The sequence below is a fragment of the Calothrix rhizosoleniae SC01 genome, assembly GCF_900185595.1.
In the GTDB taxonomy this organism is placed as follows: Bacteria; Cyanobacteriota; Cyanobacteriia; order Cyanobacteriales; family Nostocaceae; genus Calothrix_A; species Calothrix_A rhizosoleniae.
This window is the reverse complement of record NZ_FYBH01000130.1, coordinates 34,661-50,686: the sequence shown is the minus strand read 5'-3', so window position 1 is coordinate 50,686 and position 16,026 is coordinate 34,661. Positions and strand designations below refer to the sequence as shown.

At 40.2% G+C, this 16,026-nt stretch carries 20 protein-coding genes; 10 read left to right on the top strand and 10 right to left on the bottom strand.

Features of this window, described 5'->3' with window-relative positions:
* The coding region (locus CALSC_RS07935; protein WP_200817592.1) for a Spy/CpxP family protein refolding chaperone at positions 1-309 on the top strand (309 nt) is incomplete at its 5' end.
* A 408-nt stretch (positions 310-717) separates the two neighbouring features.
* On the opposite strand, the gene CALSC_RS07930 is transcribed toward CALSC_RS07935, so the two are convergent.
* Positions 718-933 (bottom strand): DUF2839 domain-containing protein, encoded by a 216-nt coding sequence (locus tag CALSC_RS07930; RefSeq protein WP_088240828.1) that lies wholly within the window; start codon positions 931-933, stop codon positions 718-720.
* Between the two features lie 70 nt (positions 934-1,003).
* Positions 1,004-2,566, bottom strand: coding sequence for an ATP-dependent DNA helicase (locus CALSC_RS07925; protein ID WP_088240827.1), 1,563 nt, complete (start codon positions 2,564-2,566; stop codon positions 1,004-1,006).
* A gap of 214 nt (positions 2,567-2,780) precedes the next feature.
* On the opposite strand from CALSC_RS07925, the gene CALSC_RS07920 reads away from it, so the two are divergent.
* The 6 genes from CALSC_RS07920 to CALSC_RS07895 all read left to right on the top strand — a co-directional run bounded on the left by CALSC_RS07920 (position 2,781) and on the right by CALSC_RS07895 (position 7,476).
* Positions 2,781-3,749 (top strand): M48 family metallopeptidase, encoded by a 969-nt coding sequence (locus CALSC_RS07920; RefSeq protein ID WP_088240826.1) that lies wholly within the window; start codon positions 2,781-2,783, stop codon positions 3,747-3,749.
* A 79-nt stretch (positions 3,750-3,828) separates the two neighbouring features.
* The gene (locus tag CALSC_RS07915) at positions 3,829-4,833 is read left to right on the top strand and encodes a metal ABC transporter solute-binding protein, Zn/Mn family (RefSeq protein WP_088240825.1); all 1,005 of its coding nucleotides are present in this window, start codon (positions 3,829-3,831) and stop codon (positions 4,831-4,833) included.
* 72 nt (positions 4,834-4,905) lie between these two features.
* On the top strand, positions 4,906-5,757 hold the full coding sequence (locus CALSC_RS07910; RefSeq protein ID WP_200817591.1) for a phytanoyl-CoA dioxygenase family protein: 852 nt from the start codon (positions 4,906-4,908) through the stop codon (positions 5,755-5,757).
* A 49-nt stretch (positions 5,758-5,806) separates the two neighbouring features.
* Positions 5,807-6,193 carry a nuclear transport factor 2 family protein gene (locus tag CALSC_RS07905; RefSeq protein ID WP_088240824.1) on the top strand — a complete coding sequence of 129 codons (387 nt, stop codon included), beginning with the start codon at positions 5,807-5,809 and terminating at the stop codon, positions 6,191-6,193.
* 93 nt (positions 6,194-6,286) lie between these two features.
* Positions 6,287-6,619, top strand: a complete 333-nt coding sequence (locus CALSC_RS07900) for an excinuclease ATPase subunit (RefSeq protein WP_088240832.1) — start codon at positions 6,287-6,289, stop codon at positions 6,617-6,619.
* 161 nt (positions 6,620-6,780) lie between these two features.
* Positions 6,781-7,476 (top strand): CAP domain-containing protein, encoded by a 696-nt coding sequence (locus CALSC_RS07895; RefSeq protein WP_088240823.1) that lies wholly within the window; start codon positions 6,781-6,783, stop codon positions 7,474-7,476.
* A 41-nt stretch (positions 7,477-7,517) separates the two neighbouring features.
* Here the strand turns inward: CALSC_RS07895 and CALSC_RS07890 are convergent, their stop codons facing one another.
* Together CALSC_RS07890 and CALSC_RS07885 are read right to left on the bottom strand one after the other, a co-directional pair.
* Complete coding sequence (locus CALSC_RS07890) at positions 7,518-7,901, bottom strand: type II toxin-antitoxin system VapC family toxin (RefSeq protein ID WP_088240822.1); 384 nt, start codon at positions 7,899-7,901, stop codon at positions 7,518-7,520.
* Entirely contained in the window at positions 7,898-8,128 is a 231-nt protein-coding gene (locus tag CALSC_RS07885; protein WP_088240831.1) for a type II toxin-antitoxin system Phd/YefM family antitoxin, read from the bottom strand. Before CALSC_RS07885 ends, CALSC_RS07890 begins: the two co-directional genes overlap by 4 nt.
* A gap of 252 nt (positions 8,129-8,380) precedes the next feature.
* Here CALSC_RS07885 and CALSC_RS07880 point away from each other — a divergent pair, with 252 nt between their 5' ends.
* Positions 8,381-8,992, top strand: coding sequence for a hypothetical protein (locus tag CALSC_RS07880; RefSeq protein ID WP_088240821.1), 612 nt, complete (start codon positions 8,381-8,383; stop codon positions 8,990-8,992).
* A gap of 66 nt (positions 8,993-9,058) precedes the next feature.
* On the opposite strand, the gene CALSC_RS07875 is transcribed toward CALSC_RS07880, so the two are convergent.
* The 5 genes from CALSC_RS07875 to argS all read right to left on the bottom strand — a co-directional run bounded on the left by CALSC_RS07875 (position 9,059) and on the right by argS (position 12,767).
* Positions 9,059-9,403, bottom strand: a complete 345-nt coding sequence (locus tag CALSC_RS07875; RefSeq protein ID WP_088240820.1) for a Dethiobiotin synthetase — start codon at positions 9,401-9,403, stop codon at positions 9,059-9,061.
* Between the two features lie 330 nt (positions 9,404-9,733).
* Positions 9,734-9,994 carry a type II toxin-antitoxin system TacA family antitoxin gene (locus tag CALSC_RS07870; protein ID WP_235006720.1) on the bottom strand — a complete coding sequence of 87 codons (261 nt, stop codon included), beginning with the start codon at positions 9,992-9,994 and terminating at the stop codon, positions 9,734-9,736.
* 255 nt (positions 9,995-10,249) lie between these two features.
* On the bottom strand, positions 10,250-10,651 hold the full coding sequence (gene vapC / locus CALSC_RS07865) for a type II toxin-antitoxin system tRNA(fMet)-specific endonuclease VapC (RefSeq protein ID WP_088240819.1): 402 nt from the start codon (positions 10,649-10,651) through the stop codon (positions 10,250-10,252).
* Entirely contained in the window at positions 10,652-10,879 is a 228-nt protein-coding gene (locus tag CALSC_RS07860; RefSeq protein WP_088240818.1) for an antitoxin, read from the bottom strand.
* Positions 10,880-11,009: 130 nt separating this feature from the next.
* The gene (gene argS, locus CALSC_RS07855) at positions 11,010-12,767 is read right to left on the bottom strand and encodes an arginine--tRNA ligase (protein ID WP_088240817.1); all 1,758 of its coding nucleotides are present in this window, start codon (positions 12,765-12,767) and stop codon (positions 11,010-11,012) included.
* 183 nt (positions 12,768-12,950) lie between these two features.
* Between argS and CALSC_RS07850 the strand changes: the two genes are divergently transcribed.
* Both CALSC_RS07850 and CALSC_RS07845 read left to right on the top strand, forming a co-directional pair.
* Positions 12,951-13,331 (top strand): recombinase family protein, encoded by a 381-nt coding sequence (locus tag CALSC_RS07850; protein WP_088240816.1) that lies wholly within the window; start codon positions 12,951-12,953, stop codon positions 13,329-13,331.
* A gap of 515 nt (positions 13,332-13,846) precedes the next feature.
* Positions 13,847-15,064 (top strand): CBS domain-containing protein, encoded by a 1,218-nt coding sequence (locus CALSC_RS07845; RefSeq protein ID WP_088240815.1) that lies wholly within the window; start codon positions 13,847-13,849, stop codon positions 15,062-15,064.
* On the opposite strand, the gene CALSC_RS07840 is transcribed toward CALSC_RS07845, so the two are convergent.
* Entirely contained in the window at positions 15,038-15,937 is a 900-nt protein-coding gene (locus tag CALSC_RS07840) for a DUF1338 domain-containing protein (protein WP_088240814.1), read from the bottom strand. The two genes, CALSC_RS07845 and CALSC_RS07840, sit on opposite strands and share 27 nt — an antisense overlap.
* Between the last annotated feature and the right edge of the window lie 89 nt (positions 15,938-16,026).

Sequence of the window (16,026 nt, the reverse complement as noted above, 5' to 3'; positions counted from 1 at the left end):
CAGCAAGTAGAAAAGATTAAAAGCATTTACAACGAAGCCAAACAAGATCCAGAGATGCAAAGTTTGTATCAGGATATGAAAGCAGCCAAAGAGGAAATGGGTAATCTCATAGCAAGTGATAATGCTACCAATGAAGAGTTAATTGAACAACATAACAAAATTCAAGGTATTCGTCAGCAGTTATCACGGAAGCGTTTGGATAAAAATCTAGCAGTTCGCGAAGTACTTACATCCGAGCAACGGAAGAAAATGGTTGAGTTGAAACGGCAGCGCCGTCAACGTTGGAAATCAAGAAGAGGCAATCGTTAGAGCAACTTTTGCTAGATAAATCATAATTTTTTTCACTATTCAGAAAATTCGCCGTAAATCAGAACAAGGTTGGTAATGAAAAGTTTGAGAAAACAACGTCAATATCACAGAGGTAGCAATTTGAGCGGTAAAAGTTTCTAGAAAAATCAATCAGTAGTCATATTTATTAGTCTCTGTTTCTATGAAGAATGGAGATTTTTTTTCATGGTTATACCAATTCAAATAATCTTTACGACACATACATTCTTCGTCAGGGCACGGCACCAGTGAGATCATTTTATATACCAAAAGATTGTGGATGCCGTGCCCCTACACATCTGTCCCATTCTTTTTTCAAAATGGTATTATTTTGGCACTATGCAATATTACTTATTACTTATTACTTATTACTTATTACTTATTACCAGTCTAATCTACTACTTGCCACCAACCAAAAGCTGGGCCAATAAAGCGGATGGTTAGCCAAATTACCACCATCAAACCAATGCCCAACCAACTACCCCTGGTTGTCAATTTCATAAACAAATCTGCTTGGGTTTTGGTAATGGGAACCCAAGGGAGGATGCGAGATTCTTGACCGTAGTTTTCTCCTAATGCAGCTTTACGACGCTTTGCTTCGCCCATGTTCTTAAAATCAAATGCTGTTTATGGTCGATCATAACGTTTGTCTGCCCACTGGCTAAGGATCATAATGTTAAGAATTATCTTGATCATTATTACTAAACAGGCTGGGATCTAAATAGTTGATTCTAGCTAAGGGACTCAAAGCCGCTAGAACTTGAGCACCATAACTGCGATTAACTACTCGACTGTCCAATAAAGCGACAATTCCTTGACTTTCCCTCGCAGGAGCGATGGCGCGTTGTAATTCATTTAAGGCAGTGGGTAATAAATATAACCGGAACCAATCTTGGTGCGATCGCTTGTAGTGGGCAACTCTACCAGCCACCAGGGGATGTTCTAAGGATGGTAAGGGTAAGGTTGCCACAATTAACAGATGGGGTGATGGTAAGACATTTTGATGCGATCGCCAAAATTCCCAGCCGGTGATCAGAATACTGTTTTCATCCAAGCAGGTTTTTTCCACTTGTACTCGGGAACCATATTCAGCAGCGAGAATTGCGGCTACCTGTGCCCTCAATGGGACATCTCCCACCAATATCACTGTTAATCCCGGTGCAGTGGCACTTAAACAGATGAGAGTGCGGACTTTGTGAATAAATGCTGGTTGGAATTCTGGGGTATTTGGTAAAGGTAACTTGTAGGGAACATATAATTGGATCGCTTCAGTTTGGCGATCGCTAGAAAAATTTAAACAAGTTACATCTTCTAAACCCATACGTTGACGGAATAAAGGAGCCTCTGTATCTGGTTCCAAGGCACTACCAATTAATACTACTGGTTGTCTTTGCCAAATCGGTGCCAGCAATGTATCAACTTCTATGGGAGCACAGTGGAGAGAGAATAAACCTTGACGACGGGCAATAGTTGTCCAGGAGAGGGAAGTGTGGGGAGTGTGGGGAGTGTGGGAGGTGTGGGGAGTCAGATGAGTGAATAATTCCCAGAATTTTTGCCACGGTTCTGGGAGATTGGGAATATCTAAGGCTGAGTAAAGACGGAGTAAGATTTCTGTTTCTGCTGAGGAGATGACATAACATTCATAAGGATTGGCGGGATGCTGGAATAATTCATGGGTGAGTTGTACCTTAGCTGCTTGAATTACTTCTGCTTCTTGGGGACAAGCCAGTTGCAGTTTTTCCCAGTCTGGGGGTTGAATGGTGACTGTGAGTTGTTGGCGTACCCAATCTTCCAAATCATCCACTCCATCAATAATTGTGGGAATATGGCGAGGAAAGTTATTTGCTGGTGATAACTGTGCTTGTAGCCAAGCCTGGGGGGATATTAATAACAACCCAGAAAAATTTTCTCCAGGGAAAGTATCCTGAGTGTAGATAGGCTTGTTAACTTGTAACCATTGCTGCAACCTGGGAATTTCCACCCTCAGCAACCTTTGCTGCACATCTTCAGGAGCCACAATAATTACAGCACCATGCCAAATCAAAGCTGAGGCGACAAAACTAGTGCGATAACGTCCTTGATAACCACAAGTAGCTCCCACTTGAATTAAAGAGCTACGTCCAGTCCGTAAAGTACGTGCTACTAACCTCGCCATCGTCAGATGATGATGCCAAGAAGGTACACCTGCCTGCGATCGCAGGAAGTTATGTAATGATAAATGAACTTCTGCCTCAATCACAAGCTTTTAGTCCCATAAAGTCATTTTTACGTCCAATCTCCCCACTCCTATTATGTATCTTGTCACCTTTAGGGGTGTGACAGTTTCCTTGTATCAGTTGTTAAACTACGAAACATCCCCTCTATAAAAATTTTGCCTAACCCAATTACAAACAGTACTTTGGCAATTATTCCGGAGTTTTCACCCACTGATTCATTACTAATTACCTCGACAAATGGCAACATACACAGGAATTTCTAGCGAAGCCTTCAAGCACCCTTTGGACATTCAAGCCGAACAAGCATTACGCAGCTTACCAGGATTTGATTTAATTGCCGGTAAATTCGTGGAGTTTATTTATGAGCGTCCCCAGTTTATTTCGCTGATGGGTAACTCCATTCAAGTTGGACCTCGCCAATACTCTACTATTTACCAGATATTTAGGGAATGTGTTCGAGATTTGGATATTTATCCAGAACCCGCCCTATTTGTCGCCCAAGATCCCCAGGTAAATAGCTACGCTCTGGGACAAGAACATCCTTTCATCGTCATTAATACAGGTTTACTAGATTTGCTTAATGAAGCCGAAATTCGGACTGTACTAGCCCATGAATTAGGACATATTAAATGTGGTCATACTATTTTAATCCAGATGGCGCTGTGGATGATGAATGCGGCAGCCTTCTTGGGTGATGTCACATTTGGCTTAGGTAATTTTGTCAGCACTGGTTTAATTTTTGCTTTTTTTGAATGGCGGCGTAAAGCAGAGTTATCGGCAGATAGGGCGGCATTATTGGTGATGGATGACTTGGAACCAGTAATGTTATCAATGATGAAGCTTTCTGGTGGTAGTCACAAATATGCCAATGAATGTAGTTTACAAGAATTCATTAATCAGTCAGATAATTATCAAGCTTTGGATGATGATAGCTTGAATCAAGTATATAAATTTTTACTTTACAATGGTGCTCAAGGGATGATGCTGACCCATCCTTTTCCTGTAGAAAGGGTGCGTTATTTACGGGATTGGTCAGTTTCTCAGGAGTATGAGCAAATCAAGCAAGGAAATTACAAAAAATCTCCCGCATCTGGTGCTGTGGATGTAGAAGTTGGAGATGGGGAAAATCAAGAAGAGGTAGAAAATTTACGCCAACAAATTGAAGAATTGCAGCGAGAAATAAATAAAATGAGAGATTCTAGATAATTATGTAAACTTTCGCCATAAATATCAGGTGGGCAGTATCCACCTGACAAATTATTTCCCTTACTCATTTTTTAATTTCATGTCAAATAAATTACGTGTAAATCATCGTTTATATTTAATCCTATTTGTTCTCAGTTGGGGATTGTTGGGCTGTAATAATATAGGTAATACATCCGGTTTTGTTTCCGTTACCACAACCCAAAATACACCAATTAAGAATACTTTACCCCAAGTGATTGCCACTACTAATATTATTTGCGACTTAACAGATAAAATTGCCGGTCAAACAATTAATCTTAATTGCTTAATACCCCCTAATACTGACCCCTATATTTATCAAGTCAAAGCTACAGATCAACAAGCTATTAATCAAGCTAAATTAATTTTTTATAATGGCTATAATTTAGAACCAAATATTATTAGAGCCATTAAATCTAGTAAAAATCGTGCCCCCAAGGTAGCAGTTGCTCAATTTGCCGTTAAAAAACCATTATACGTCAGTATTAATCGCCGCAAGCAAGCCAATCCCTACATTTGGCATGATATAAAAAATGGCATGAGAATGGTGGATGTAATTAGTAGCTTCTTAGGTCAAGTTATTCCCCAAAATGCCCAGATTTATCAAAAAAATGCCACAGCCTTAAAAGTAGAATTATCTCAAGCAAATCAATGGATTAAATCGCGGATTGCAACTATTCCTAGCAAGCAACGTCAGTTAATTACAGCTCGTAATTCTATGGTTTATTATGCCAAGGCTTATGGCTTTTCTGTATCGGGTTCTGTGAATAATATTAATACCAATAAAAAACCTACTGCTGGACGAATAAAAACACTAGTTAAAGGTCTGAAAAAAGCCAGAGTCATGACAATTTTCCCCGAAGCCACCGTTGAATCTCAGTCAATTAATACCGTGGCTCAACAAGCAGGGGTGAAAATTTCCCCCAGAAAGTTATACAGCGATACACTTAGTCCACCGGGAACCGAGGCTGATACCTACCAGAAAATGATGACCAGCAATACCCGGACAATTGTTGAAGGCTTGGGAGGAACTTATCTCATATTTACACCAAAGCTATCTCAGTGAAAATACATAGAGATTTCTGTAAGATAAAAATAGCTGATATCAAGTAACTGTTTTTTAGGGGGAAAGTGTAAAGTGAACCAACGCGATCGCATTATTTTTGATCTCAAAGGTTACATTGTCAAGCCTGGTGTTCTTTCACAAGGTGAGGTTGAGGAACTAAAAGAATTTGTTCTCCGCCAAAAGCATGAGCCAGATTCCTTACCTCCCCACCAGCGTTCCTTACCGGGGGGTGCTTTTGAAAGGTTCATCGATCATCCAGCAGTTATGGATGTGTTGCACGATGTAATTGATAGCAAAACAGAAAGGATACGCTTAGAAAGTACTTTTCTCAGCTATCGTCAACAGGGAGAAGGTGAATGGAGGCCCCATGCAGGGAGACGCACTACTAACCCCAACTATGCATACAATTTCCATGACGGACGTATTTATGCTGGTATGACTAGGGTGGTTTGGGAATTGGGTGAGGTATTAGAAGGAAAAGGCGGAACCTGTTTCATCTCTGGTAGCCATAAAGCTAATTACAATATTCGCAACTCCACTGAAACTAGCCTGGATGCCAAGGATTCTGGTATTTGGGAGAGTTATAGCTGTCCTCCCGGCTCCTTAGTAGTGTTTTCCGAAGCTGTGCGCCATTCCGCCGACTTTTGGAATAATCCCCATAACCCCCGAATTGCAATTTTCTGCGCCTATAACCATATCAATGTCCGCCATCACAAACCGAGCTTTGCACCAGAGGTAATTGAGGGACTAACCCCCGAACATCAACGCTTTTTTAACGAAGTTTACCATCCCCAATTTGACCGTTGGCAAGAACAAGAAGAACAGAAGCAACAGTATATTAACGCAGCAAATAGGCTAGGGGGTAATAAAATAGATCGTGGATTGAAAACAAAAATAAAATCCATTGTTCAGAGATTTCGCTAATTGGCTAAAGCTCCGTTCTATTTATCAATAATCTAAAATCTAAAATCCTATGACAGAAGAAGCGATCGCTAATATTATTGAATCATACTTTGCGAATGTGTCCGCCATGAATCCAGAAGGGTGGGTGAAAAACTTTGCCGTAGATGCTATCAGCTATGATCCTGTGGGCGAACCACCGACAAAAATCCATGAAGGATTTCGAGATTTCATCGGACTTCTGCAAGCCACCTATGAAAAGTTAGAATCCAACATCGAACATGTATTTATTGCTGGTAATGAAGCTGCAGTTAAATGGGAAATGCAAGGTATTAGCAAAACTGGTAAATCTGTAACATTTGCAGGGATTACCATATTTGAAATCAACGACGAGGGTAAAATTCAAACCACCCGCGCTTACTGGAGTCCTGCTGCCATGATAGCACAACTGCGTTCTTAGGAATAGATGATGCGCTACACTAACTATAGATTGAAGCGGATATCTCTAGTGGTAAGTCCTATTGATTTATGTACTTCTAGCGCTTCATTTATTATGTCCGCAAAAAAAGCAGAAATTCCATCTCAGTTTTATCAACTTAAGCCAGTTCACTTTGCTGACTTAATCAGAGCTGCACAATTAATTTTTATACCCTCCAAAGGTGTTTCTGGAGTGTATACGGACATTAATTGGGAAGAAATAGGGATTCCAGATGATGTATTAGCAAACTTACGAGCTTTAGGTCAAGAGTATCAATATTCATCTCCTCACATTCCACCAGACATTATCTGGAGTAAATTAACCCCTGAGACTAGGGTATGGTTTGTTGAGAATAAAGATGAGTTATGGACTCTAGAAGAATTATTTCCTATGCTTGATGAGGATTAGGATTCAGGGGAGCAGGGGTAAAAATGTATTTTCCTCTGCTTGAATGGTTTTAATAATTTTGTCATTAATTCGGGAAAGTGATTTGTTTGTTGTGTATTTAAATAATAATTTATCTGCAATTTTGAAAAAATCTTTCATTTACCTTTATTTTGAGGTTATTAATGCGTAGTAGGATACTCTTGTGGATGTTTGCCCCCATTACCTTCATCACTGGATGTTCAATAGAGAAATTACTTCCCAGTAATTCTTCAGTAGCACAAAAACCTCCAGAAGATGCAACTTTATTGTCCCAGAGAAAAAGCCTTTCACCCTTAGAACAGAATGTGATTGTGGAAATGAATAAGGCAAGAACAAATCCTACTGCTTATGCTAGGATTCTGGAGAACTATAGAACACGCTTCCAAGGAAAACAAGTACGAATTTCTGATCGGGTTTACTTGCAAACTCAAGAAGGAGTAAAAGCAGTAGATGAAGCGATCGCTTTTTTAAAAAAGGTACGTCCTGTAGGAGCTTTAACCTCATCTAGGGGTATGTCTTTAGCTGCAAGGGATCATGTGAAAGACCAAGGTAAGAAAGGAATTACTGGTCATAATGGTAGTGATGGTAGTACTCCTTCTATGCGACTTGAGCGTTATGGGAAATGGCTAGTTACCGCCGGTGAAAACATCAGCTATGGTTCCCATACAGCCCAAGATATTGTCATGCAATTAATTATCGATGATGGAGTGCCCGATCGCGGTCATCGTATAAATATCTTTAACCCAAATTTTAAGGTTGCAGGAGTGGCTTTTGGTATTCATTCCCAATATAGGCAGATGTGTGTTATTACCTATGCAGGTGGATATTTAGAAAGTTAGTTAAAAGCGGGACTTCAAGGTTTTTCCCACATATCCTCAATTTACCAAATTACATTGGAGTAAAAATCTCTTATTTCTTGATCTGCTGTAATGATTGAAGCTTGATTACTTCTTGCTAAAGCTACCACAACTCGATCAACTGGATCCCTATGCTCCCATTCTAGTTTGACACTTTCTAACCACAAATCTTCATTAATGGGGACAACACTGGACTTTTTTAAAGAGGCGACGTATTGGTTCAGCTCGACTCCTAAATCTAATTTTTTCTTGTTGATTTTGATGGCTATTTCCCAGATAGTGATGGATGGAACAAGACCATTTTTTTTCGTTTTCATCTGCTTGCAAACATCTGAAGCAGGTGGAGAAAGTTTACCTGGATCTAAACTCCACCAAATCAAAGCACAAGTATCGAGAACAATTTTCACAGTTCTCCCCATTCTTCAGTTGTAGGAGTCGTTAAATCTTCAAAATACTTGATTTTCCCCCGCATTTGCCCAAATAAATCTTCTGTTGATGGTGAATCGCCGTATTTAGAAATTTTCACCACTGGTTTTCCTCGATCAGTGACTATAATTTCTTCCCCTTCTGACTCTACAAGCCGCAAAAACTCCAGCAGTTTGCTTTTAAGTTTACTTTTGGAAATACTTTTCATAATGTCTCTGGTCATGTTGAGAATGTATCACATTTTCTAATATTGGGCTTCTCACAGAAAAGTTCAGTTCTTTTTTTACTTGATCAACAACTTTACAATTGGTTTGCAGCTAGAGAGTTGCTCTCAGCAATATTACTCACATATAAGATATGAAATGTAACTTAAGTTTTATCCAAAAACGGGAAGACTAAGATTAATCCCCAAGTATGAATTATTTCATGGGGAATTGCTAATATAAGTTATGAGGATAAGATGCTGAACCAATCTCTGCGTAAATTGGCGATCGCCCCTATTGCTTTGTTTTCCTGGATAGCTGTGGGCACATTTATCAATACCACTGCTCAAGCATTACCAGGACGTTCGACAGAAGATGTTGGTGCTTGGATTAAATCTCATCCTACACTTCGTCCTCGTAGAGGAGAAAAATTCTTAGTCAGAAAAAGTGATACTGCGGCTCAACGTTTTACTTTTCAAGCATCAGTTTTACCCCCTGGTAAAATCACATTTAGTCGGGATCGCAGCACTATTCGGACTGAAAGAATTGCCATGTATGATGCAATTAATGGCATGAGTTTGTCACGTTTACAGGAATCATTGCGGGTTATTTATGGCTTGGATGTCTATCAAGATTTTCAACGGGCACAGGTAATTTATAATTATCCTAACCAGAGTGCAATTAATTCAGCCCGATTTGCCAAAACCCCGGTTCGGGAGGCTTTACGGGGAGAATTGCGAGTGGGCGATCGCTATGCATATTGGGTGGAGGTAGCTAAACCAAATCAAGGTAAAGCCTTCACTGGTCAAATGACTGTTTTACTCAAAAAGGACTTAAATAAATTAGAATCAGAACTACGAAATCGTTAATCCAATTTAAGATTATTGGGGTGGGTTGACTTTTGATTTTTCCCTTGTGTAGCCCAGCCCATTATTTCACAAAGTCTTCCAGTCACCAGAAAAAATACTTTCTACAGCGATCGCTATTCTCAATAAATCTTCTTTGAATATTGGTGGCCAGTTTACCCCAGCTTTGCGTCCGGCGACAAATAATTGTTGGGTTTTCACACTCAGCATATACAGAGCGCAAGCCAGTTCTTTATCGATAGCGATCGCATTTTGTAATTCTGCAAACACAACTTTTAAAGCCAACAAAATTGACGTGATTTGACCGGGAACTGGTGGCTTACCCTGGTGCATATGCATTAACAGGCTATCTGGATTTTCCTCGGTGGTAATTGTTTGAGCAATGAGGAATTTGCGAGCTGTTTGGTAGTTCATCTTCTGGTTTTGCGAATTAATAAATGCGATTTAATAGTCTGTTTGGTAGAGCATCCCTCAAAAGATAGATTAGCAAGTATTTCCAGGGGTACTTGTAACCCCGGACGAAGAAATTATTGGGACAATTAGTAGTTAATATAAGGCAATAGTAAAACGATTGTAGGGACGTTTGACAAGATTAGGGGAAATTTCACCAGAGTGTGCTTTTTTGCTAAGATTATTGCCTTTGGCTCAGTATTTTGGCTAAAATTGGGCTTTCATAATCAAATCCACAGTAGAAATTTGAGGGGATATGTTTGCGGGTATCAAGGGGTTCAATCTTGAAAACCATTAAGCTGACATTATTTGTTTGTATGTTTGTGCAGCCGCCTTTAGTGCATCATTAGGCTCCGGAGGGTTGAGGAGTGCATCAACAAATGCTTCGCTATCCTCAACGCTAAGTTTAAGTGTTTGGTGTTGCTCAATGACTCGACAAGCTTCTGCTCGAACAGCTGCGATCACAAAATCAGTTAGGGTGCGTCCCTCTAAATCGGCTGCTTTTTGTAAAAGGGCTTTAGTTTCTGGGCTAATACGAACTTCAAGGAGCGCCATTGACTTTGAATGATTTGTACCAGCCATATTGATTGCATCAAATGAAAATTTCACGTGGATTATTGCTTTAATTTTATGTGGCAAATTGCCGTATAGCAATCTAGAGACGCATAGACTTGAATCTTAATTATCTGAAAAACTGCGCGACATAAAAACTGAGTTATGCCATAGCGATCGCAAAACTCAGCAATTTTCTACTATCGACAGTTTGATCATAGTAATGATCATGTCAGAACTAGTCCCATTTGCTATGACTTATTCTGCCCAGTTTTCTAAAGATAGGTTAGAAATACGCGAAAACTCTCCCACGTTGTTGCTTACAAGAGTAACTCCAAGGCTCAAGGCATGGGCAGCAATCAGCATATCCATTGAGCCAATGACAAGCCCCCTACTTTCCAGGTTATTTCTAATCGAGCCATAAATTGTTGCAGCATTTTGATCAAACTCAACAATTTCTAGGGGTATTAAAAATTGCATTAAGGCATTACGATTTTTCTCTTGCTGCTGACTCTTACAAACACCATATTCTAATTCCGCTACAGTGATGGAGGAAATACCAACATCTGACAAGGTAAGGGTTTGGAATCGCGCCAATACTTTAGGAGGTTTTTGCTTAATCAGATAAATGCAAATGTTGGTGTCAAGCAAATATTGCATTTAGAAAGCCTCTCGAACATCAAGAGGGGGTTGATTTCTGGTTGTCATGAAATCTTCAGAGAATTGCTCTAAACTCTCAAAGAGGGATTGCCAGGGGTTATCTTTGGCGATAAGAACGATCGCATTACCCACTTTCTTAATGTAAACCTCAGTACCCGTCATTTGAAAGTCTTCGGGTAATATAACAATTTGATGAGTGCCATCAGTACTAAGTTTGGCTGTGTTCATGGTATATCCAGTTACATGCGAAAATTAAGACTAGGGTAGCAATTGTCGTGATCGTCAACTATCCATTCGCAATGACATAGCGTGAATTATTTAAACCGTTCTACTTTACCTCAAATGAATACAACCGATTCTACATCCTCTCTAAAACCCCAATCCCCAACAAAGACAACCCTAATTTCAACGTCCGCGCTGTGACATCACACAACGCCAACCGAGAAGTCCGCATGGGTTCGGAGGATTTCAATACTGGGCAATTCTCGTAGAACTTATTAAATTTATCGCTCAATTGATACAAGTAATCACACAAACGATGGGGTAACAATTCTACTTCCACCGCACCAATTACCTCACCCAATTGCAATAAATGCTTGGCTAAAGTATATTCCGCCTCTTCCTGTAAAATAATCTTGGCATCTGCACCCAACTGGGTAAAATCAATATTACCAGAACGGGCAATTCCCTGGGTTCGCACATATGCATACAACATATAAGGAGCCGTATTACCTTTCAGGGACAGCATTTTATCAAAACTAAATTTATAGTCACTAGTGCGGTTTTGACTTAAATCTGCATACTTCACCGCACTAATACCAACCACCTCAGCAACATTAGTCACAAACTCCAGGTTTTCTTCCCTTCCCTCTTCTTGTAACCTGGTTTCTAAATCTGCACGGGCACGACTTACCGCTTCATCCAGTAAATCCCGCAACCGCACTGTATCACCAGAACGGGTTTTAAATTTCTTGCCATCTTCCCCTAACACTAAACCAAAGGGGACGTGAACTATTTCCACGTCCTCAGGAATCCACCCCGCCCGACGTGCTACTTGAAACACTCCTGCAAAGTGGTTAGCTTGTCCCGAATCGGTAACGTAAATGATGCGCTTGGCTTTATCTGATTGAATCCGGTAGCGCAGGGCGGCAAAGTCAGTGGTAGCATAGTTGTAACCACCATCGGATTTTTGGATAATTACGGGTAAAGGTTCTCCTTCCCGGTTGGTAAAGCCTTCTAAGAAAACTACTTTTGCCCCTTGGTTCTCTTCTAGTAAGCCAGATACTTCTAAGTCTGCTATGACTGCTGGTAAAAAGGGATTATAGAAAGATTCTCCCCGCTCTGTTACCTTAATATCTAGCAAATCATAAATTACTTGAAATTCATGCCGGGATTGTTCGCAAAGCAATTTCCAAGCATGGATTGTATCCTCTGCCCCTGCTTGTAAGCGTACCACTTCCTGACGGGCGGTTTCTTGGAAAGCTGTATCCCCATCAAATCGCTGTTTGGCTTTCTTATAAAAGGATACCAAATCCCCAATATCTAAAGCATTTGCCGTTGTCAGTGCTTCTGGGTATACTTCCCGCAGGTAGGTAATTAACATCCCAAATTGGGTTCCCCAATCCCCCACATGATTTAACCGCAACACATCATGACCACGAAATTCTAAAATTCTGGCAATACAATCACCAATTATTGTCGATCGCAAATGCCCAACATGCATTTCTTTGGCAATATTAGGGCTGGAAAAATCCACAATTTCCCTTTGCGCGGTATCTGTGAGAGGAATACCCAAACGAGTATCACCTTGCATGGCGTTGATTTGCCCTTCCAAGTATGTCGTTTTTAACCGAAGATTAATAAAACCAGGACCAGCAATTTCTGGAGATTCGCAGATATCAGATACATCCAGCTTCTCTACAATAGCAGCTGCGATCGCTCGTGGTTGCTGTCCTATTTTTTTTGCTAATGGTAAGGATACGTTAGATTGATAGTCACCAAATTTGGGATTACTTGCTGCAACCAGAATCGGATCAACTGTGCCATACTCATTACCAAATGCCGCAGCTAAAGCTTGTTGAAATTTGTCTTGTAATAGTACTTGTGTAGGGTTCATATATAAATTTGGCAACTACTTAATAAAATAGAAATTATAGGTTTAACTGAATCAGCTAGACTCTGCACAATTAACCTTACTACAGGTTTGGGAATTGCATGTAAAAATTCCTGGACGATAAAAATAAATTACGAAAAAAGTTAAGTTAGTATATATTGGCGGCTTATTTAGTTATAAAGAATAATGGCAGCCCACAACGAAAAAAACCAATCTACTTGGGAACGACTAGAACAAGGTAGACAAGCAAAAGCAGCTAAGGGTGGCTATGTTGGCTATGGCTCGCCCCCATTTGGACAATGCTCCGTTAATGGTGAATTAGTAGATAATCCAACTGAAGCTGAAGTCGTTGAATTGATTCGCCGCCATCATAAATCTGGTAAATCTTTGCAGAAAATTGCTAATTGGCTCAACAATAATGGCTATAAAACTAAGCGGGGACAACTGTGGCAGCGTATCTCAGTGAAACGAGTTTTAGATCGTCTTTATGGAAAAACTCCCAAAATCACAGCAGTAACTTCCCAATCTGATGACAACCCTGAATCCCCTCAGTCAAGCAGTGAGTGAACTAGTTAACCACTTTAAGCTTAAAATTATATTTTAATTGACATCTAATTAATTCAGCTGTAACATTTGTCATATCGTATATCAATATATACATCCAGATAGAAACAAAATTTTGGATTATTTAAACTTTTGAATGTTAAAAAACGGGATATATACCTCCAAACGTACTTAATAACCAAATAAAAAAGCTTTCAGCCTGTGATAATGCAAGTGCTGCTAACCAAAAAAGCAAAGGATACAAGCACCCAAATTTATTTGTGGAAAAATTAGAAATAATTGTGCCGCGATGCATAAGCACTCTTTCGCAATAATTCCTTTCTTGATGCAGTCGCTCATGGGGGGGGGAACAACGCCAGTGGTCTACAACGCTGGCTCCCCAAGACCTCGCTGTATAGCTATTTCAAGCCCCTATCTATATTCATATATGGGGTTTCTTCCCTGCTCCCTGCTCCCTGCTCCCTGCTCCCTGCTCCCCTGCCTCTTTGTGACTTGTCAATTCGCCAGGTAGCCAAATCATGCAATTTGATAACCCACTGAATTGGGGACCCGATTTACAAGATGCAATTGAAACAGATCCATTGATTGTTTCTCCACAAACTCCATTAATTGATGCAATTGCACTGATTAGTCAAGCCCATCACCATACTTGCTTGCTGACTGATACAGAGGCATTTTCCAACCATTCCGTTCTAGGAGTACGTGCTAGTTGCATATTAGTGATGCAAGAGAAAGAACTGTTAGGAATCTTAACAGAACGCGATATAGTACGATTAACTGCCCAAGGGATTGACCTAAATGATGTAATGGTTGCAGATGTCATGGTTCATCCCGTCATTACCCTATCTCAATCTGCAATTAAGGATATTTTTGCAGCCCTATTTTTGTTTCGTCGTTATTGCATTCGTCATTTACCCGTAGTGGATGATAGAAGACAATTAGTAGGGATGATTTCCCATGAGAGTGTTCGCCGCATTTTACGTCCAGCGAATCTGCTACGACTTCGCCGTGTGTGTGATGTGATGACTACTCAAGTTATTAATGCTCCACTAACAGCATCTATTTTGCAATTAGCTCAGTTAATGGCAGAAAATCGAGTTAGTTGTGTAGTAATTGTAAAGCAGGATGTTGAAGAAAATCTGCAACCTGTTGGCATTGTCACTGAGCGGGATGTAGTCCAGTTTCAAGCACTACAAATTGATATAGCTCAAACTCAAGCAGAGACTGTAATGAGTACCCCCTTATTTCTCCTCAGCCCAGAAGATTCTTTGTGGACAGCCCATCAAGAAATGCAAAGGCGACGGTTAGGTAGGCTGGTAGTATCCTGGAATTGGGGTATGGGTTTGGGTATTGTCACTCAAACTAGCTTATTGCGGGTGTTCGATCCCATGGAAATGTATGGAGTGATTGAAAATTTACAGCAGACCATTCAACAGTTAAAACTAGAGAATAATGAGGGATCACAAATTAAATCCTGTGGAGTATCACCCATTATTTCAGAAATGCAATGCCAGGGTAATTATCACACAGTTACACTGAATCTAGATGATTTGCACACCTCATTGGATAAAATTTCCACTTCTGTAAAACAACTGATTGACAAGCCAGATTTATCAAATCAGCAGAAACTACACTCTACAACAGTAGCTTTGCGATCGCAATTGAAATCTATTTTAGATAGTCTTAAGCAGCTAGATGATAAAATTCGTTTAGACCATACGAGTCATCTCAAATAATTGTTGGGCACTTCTGCCTAAAAAACCATCAAAAAGCTCCTCTTTTCCAGTTTCAGTTTTTACCATGTAACGCTGGGCAATTTCATAATAAGCATAAGTCCAGGGAATTTGTTTTTCTTTACCCGTAGCATCATCTAATACTGTTACCATTTCTGTAACTGCATGGGTAGCAGTTTGTCGCAAGCCTACAGTCTCACTACCTTCAATTTTTTCCTTCATGGGTATACCCAATTTCCCTAAACCACTAACTGTAGCTTCAATATCAGGGTATTGAGAAGTCTGTTGATGATTGACATAACCAGTAAAGTGGTTAACAGCGTAACCATGTAGCAGTACCCAAGCACCGTACTGAGTGATTGTATTTACCTCTTCTACAACAGAATGCCGGGGAGCGCGCCAAGGACGTTTAAAGATTGGTTGTAATTGTCGGGAAATTTCTACGGGTGTTGAAGTATCAGTTCTTGGCAAATGGGTGGGAGTAAAACTAGATACTGTTGACTTAATTAATTCTTGAGTACGTTGTGGTAATTCTTCCACAATCAACTCACTGATAAATAACTTTGGTAAATCCCATTCTGCTTGCTGGGGATGGCGATAGTGGCGAGCGTACAAATGGGTATCTGGGAAAAAATACTCCCCTTGGGCTGAATAACCGAGAAAATGAGCGATCGCATCTAGATATTCTATACCCAATTTAACTTGACCTTGGGGACTATCTATATGAAGACGCAAGGAACGCAAGGCAATATGATCATTGGCAATAGTACCACCCGCAGCAGTAATCATTTCTTGATAAATCCGGGCATAACTAACCCGACTGCTGTATTCTTGCCACAGTAATTCCCAAAGATAACGAGCAATTTCTGGTTTCATCAAAATTCCTGGGTCTAAAACCCCGTGCTTTTAGCACGGCTTTGCATGGTATGATTAACATGGTCAACGGCCCACCCGAGACGTTGGCG

Coding starts and splice junctions, on each gene's coding strand:
- CALSC_RS07905 (WP_088240824.1), top strand. CDS start 5,807: ATGACAGAAGAAGCGATCGCTAATATTATTGAATCATACTTTGCGAAT.
- CALSC_RS07915 (WP_088240825.1), top strand. CDS start 3,829: ATGTCAAATAAATTACGTGTAAATCATCGTTTATATTTAATCCTATTT.
- CALSC_RS07845 (WP_088240815.1), top strand. CDS start 13,847: ATGCAATTTGATAACCCACTGAATTGGGGACCCGATTTACAAGATGCA.
- CALSC_RS07860 (WP_088240818.1), bottom strand. CDS start 10,879: ATGAACACAGCCAAACTTAGTACTGATGGCACTCATCAAATTGTTATA.
- CALSC_RS07850 (WP_088240816.1), top strand. CDS start 12,951: ATGGCAGCCCACAACGAAAAAAACCAATCTACTTGGGAACGACTAGAA.
- argS (WP_088240817.1), bottom strand. CDS start 12,767: ATGAACCCTACACAAGTACTATTACAAGACAAATTTCAACAAGCTTTA.
- CALSC_RS07930 (WP_088240828.1), bottom strand. CDS start 933: ATGGGCGAAGCAAAGCGTCGTAAAGCTGCATTAGGAGAAAACTACGGT.
- CALSC_RS07895 (WP_088240823.1), top strand. CDS start 6,781: ATGCGTAGTAGGATACTCTTGTGGATGTTTGCCCCCATTACCTTCATC.
- CALSC_RS07840 (WP_088240814.1), bottom strand. CDS start 15,937: ATGAAACCAGAAATTGCTCGTTATCTTTGGGAATTACTGTGGCAAGAA.
- vapC (WP_088240819.1), bottom strand. CDS start 10,651: ATGCAATATTTGCTTGACACCAACATTTGCATTTATCTGATTAAGCAA.
- CALSC_RS07885 (WP_088240831.1), bottom strand. CDS start 8,128: ATGAAAAGTATTTCCAAAAGTAAACTTAAAAGCAAACTGCTGGAGTTT.
- CALSC_RS07880 (WP_088240821.1), top strand. CDS start 8,381: ATGCTGAACCAATCTCTGCGTAAATTGGCGATCGCCCCTATTGCTTTG.
- CALSC_RS07875 (WP_088240820.1), bottom strand. CDS start 9,403: ATGAACTACCAAACAGCTCGCAAATTCCTCATTGCTCAAACAATTACC.
- CALSC_RS07920 (WP_088240826.1), top strand. CDS start 2,781: ATGGCAACATACACAGGAATTTCTAGCGAAGCCTTCAAGCACCCTTTG.
- CALSC_RS07870 (WP_235006720.1), bottom strand. CDS start 9,994: ATGGCGCTCCTTGAAGTTCGTATTAGCCCAGAAACTAAAGCCCTTTTA.
- CALSC_RS07900 (WP_088240832.1), top strand. CDS start 6,287: ATGTCCGCAAAAAAAGCAGAAATTCCATCTCAGTTTTATCAACTTAAG.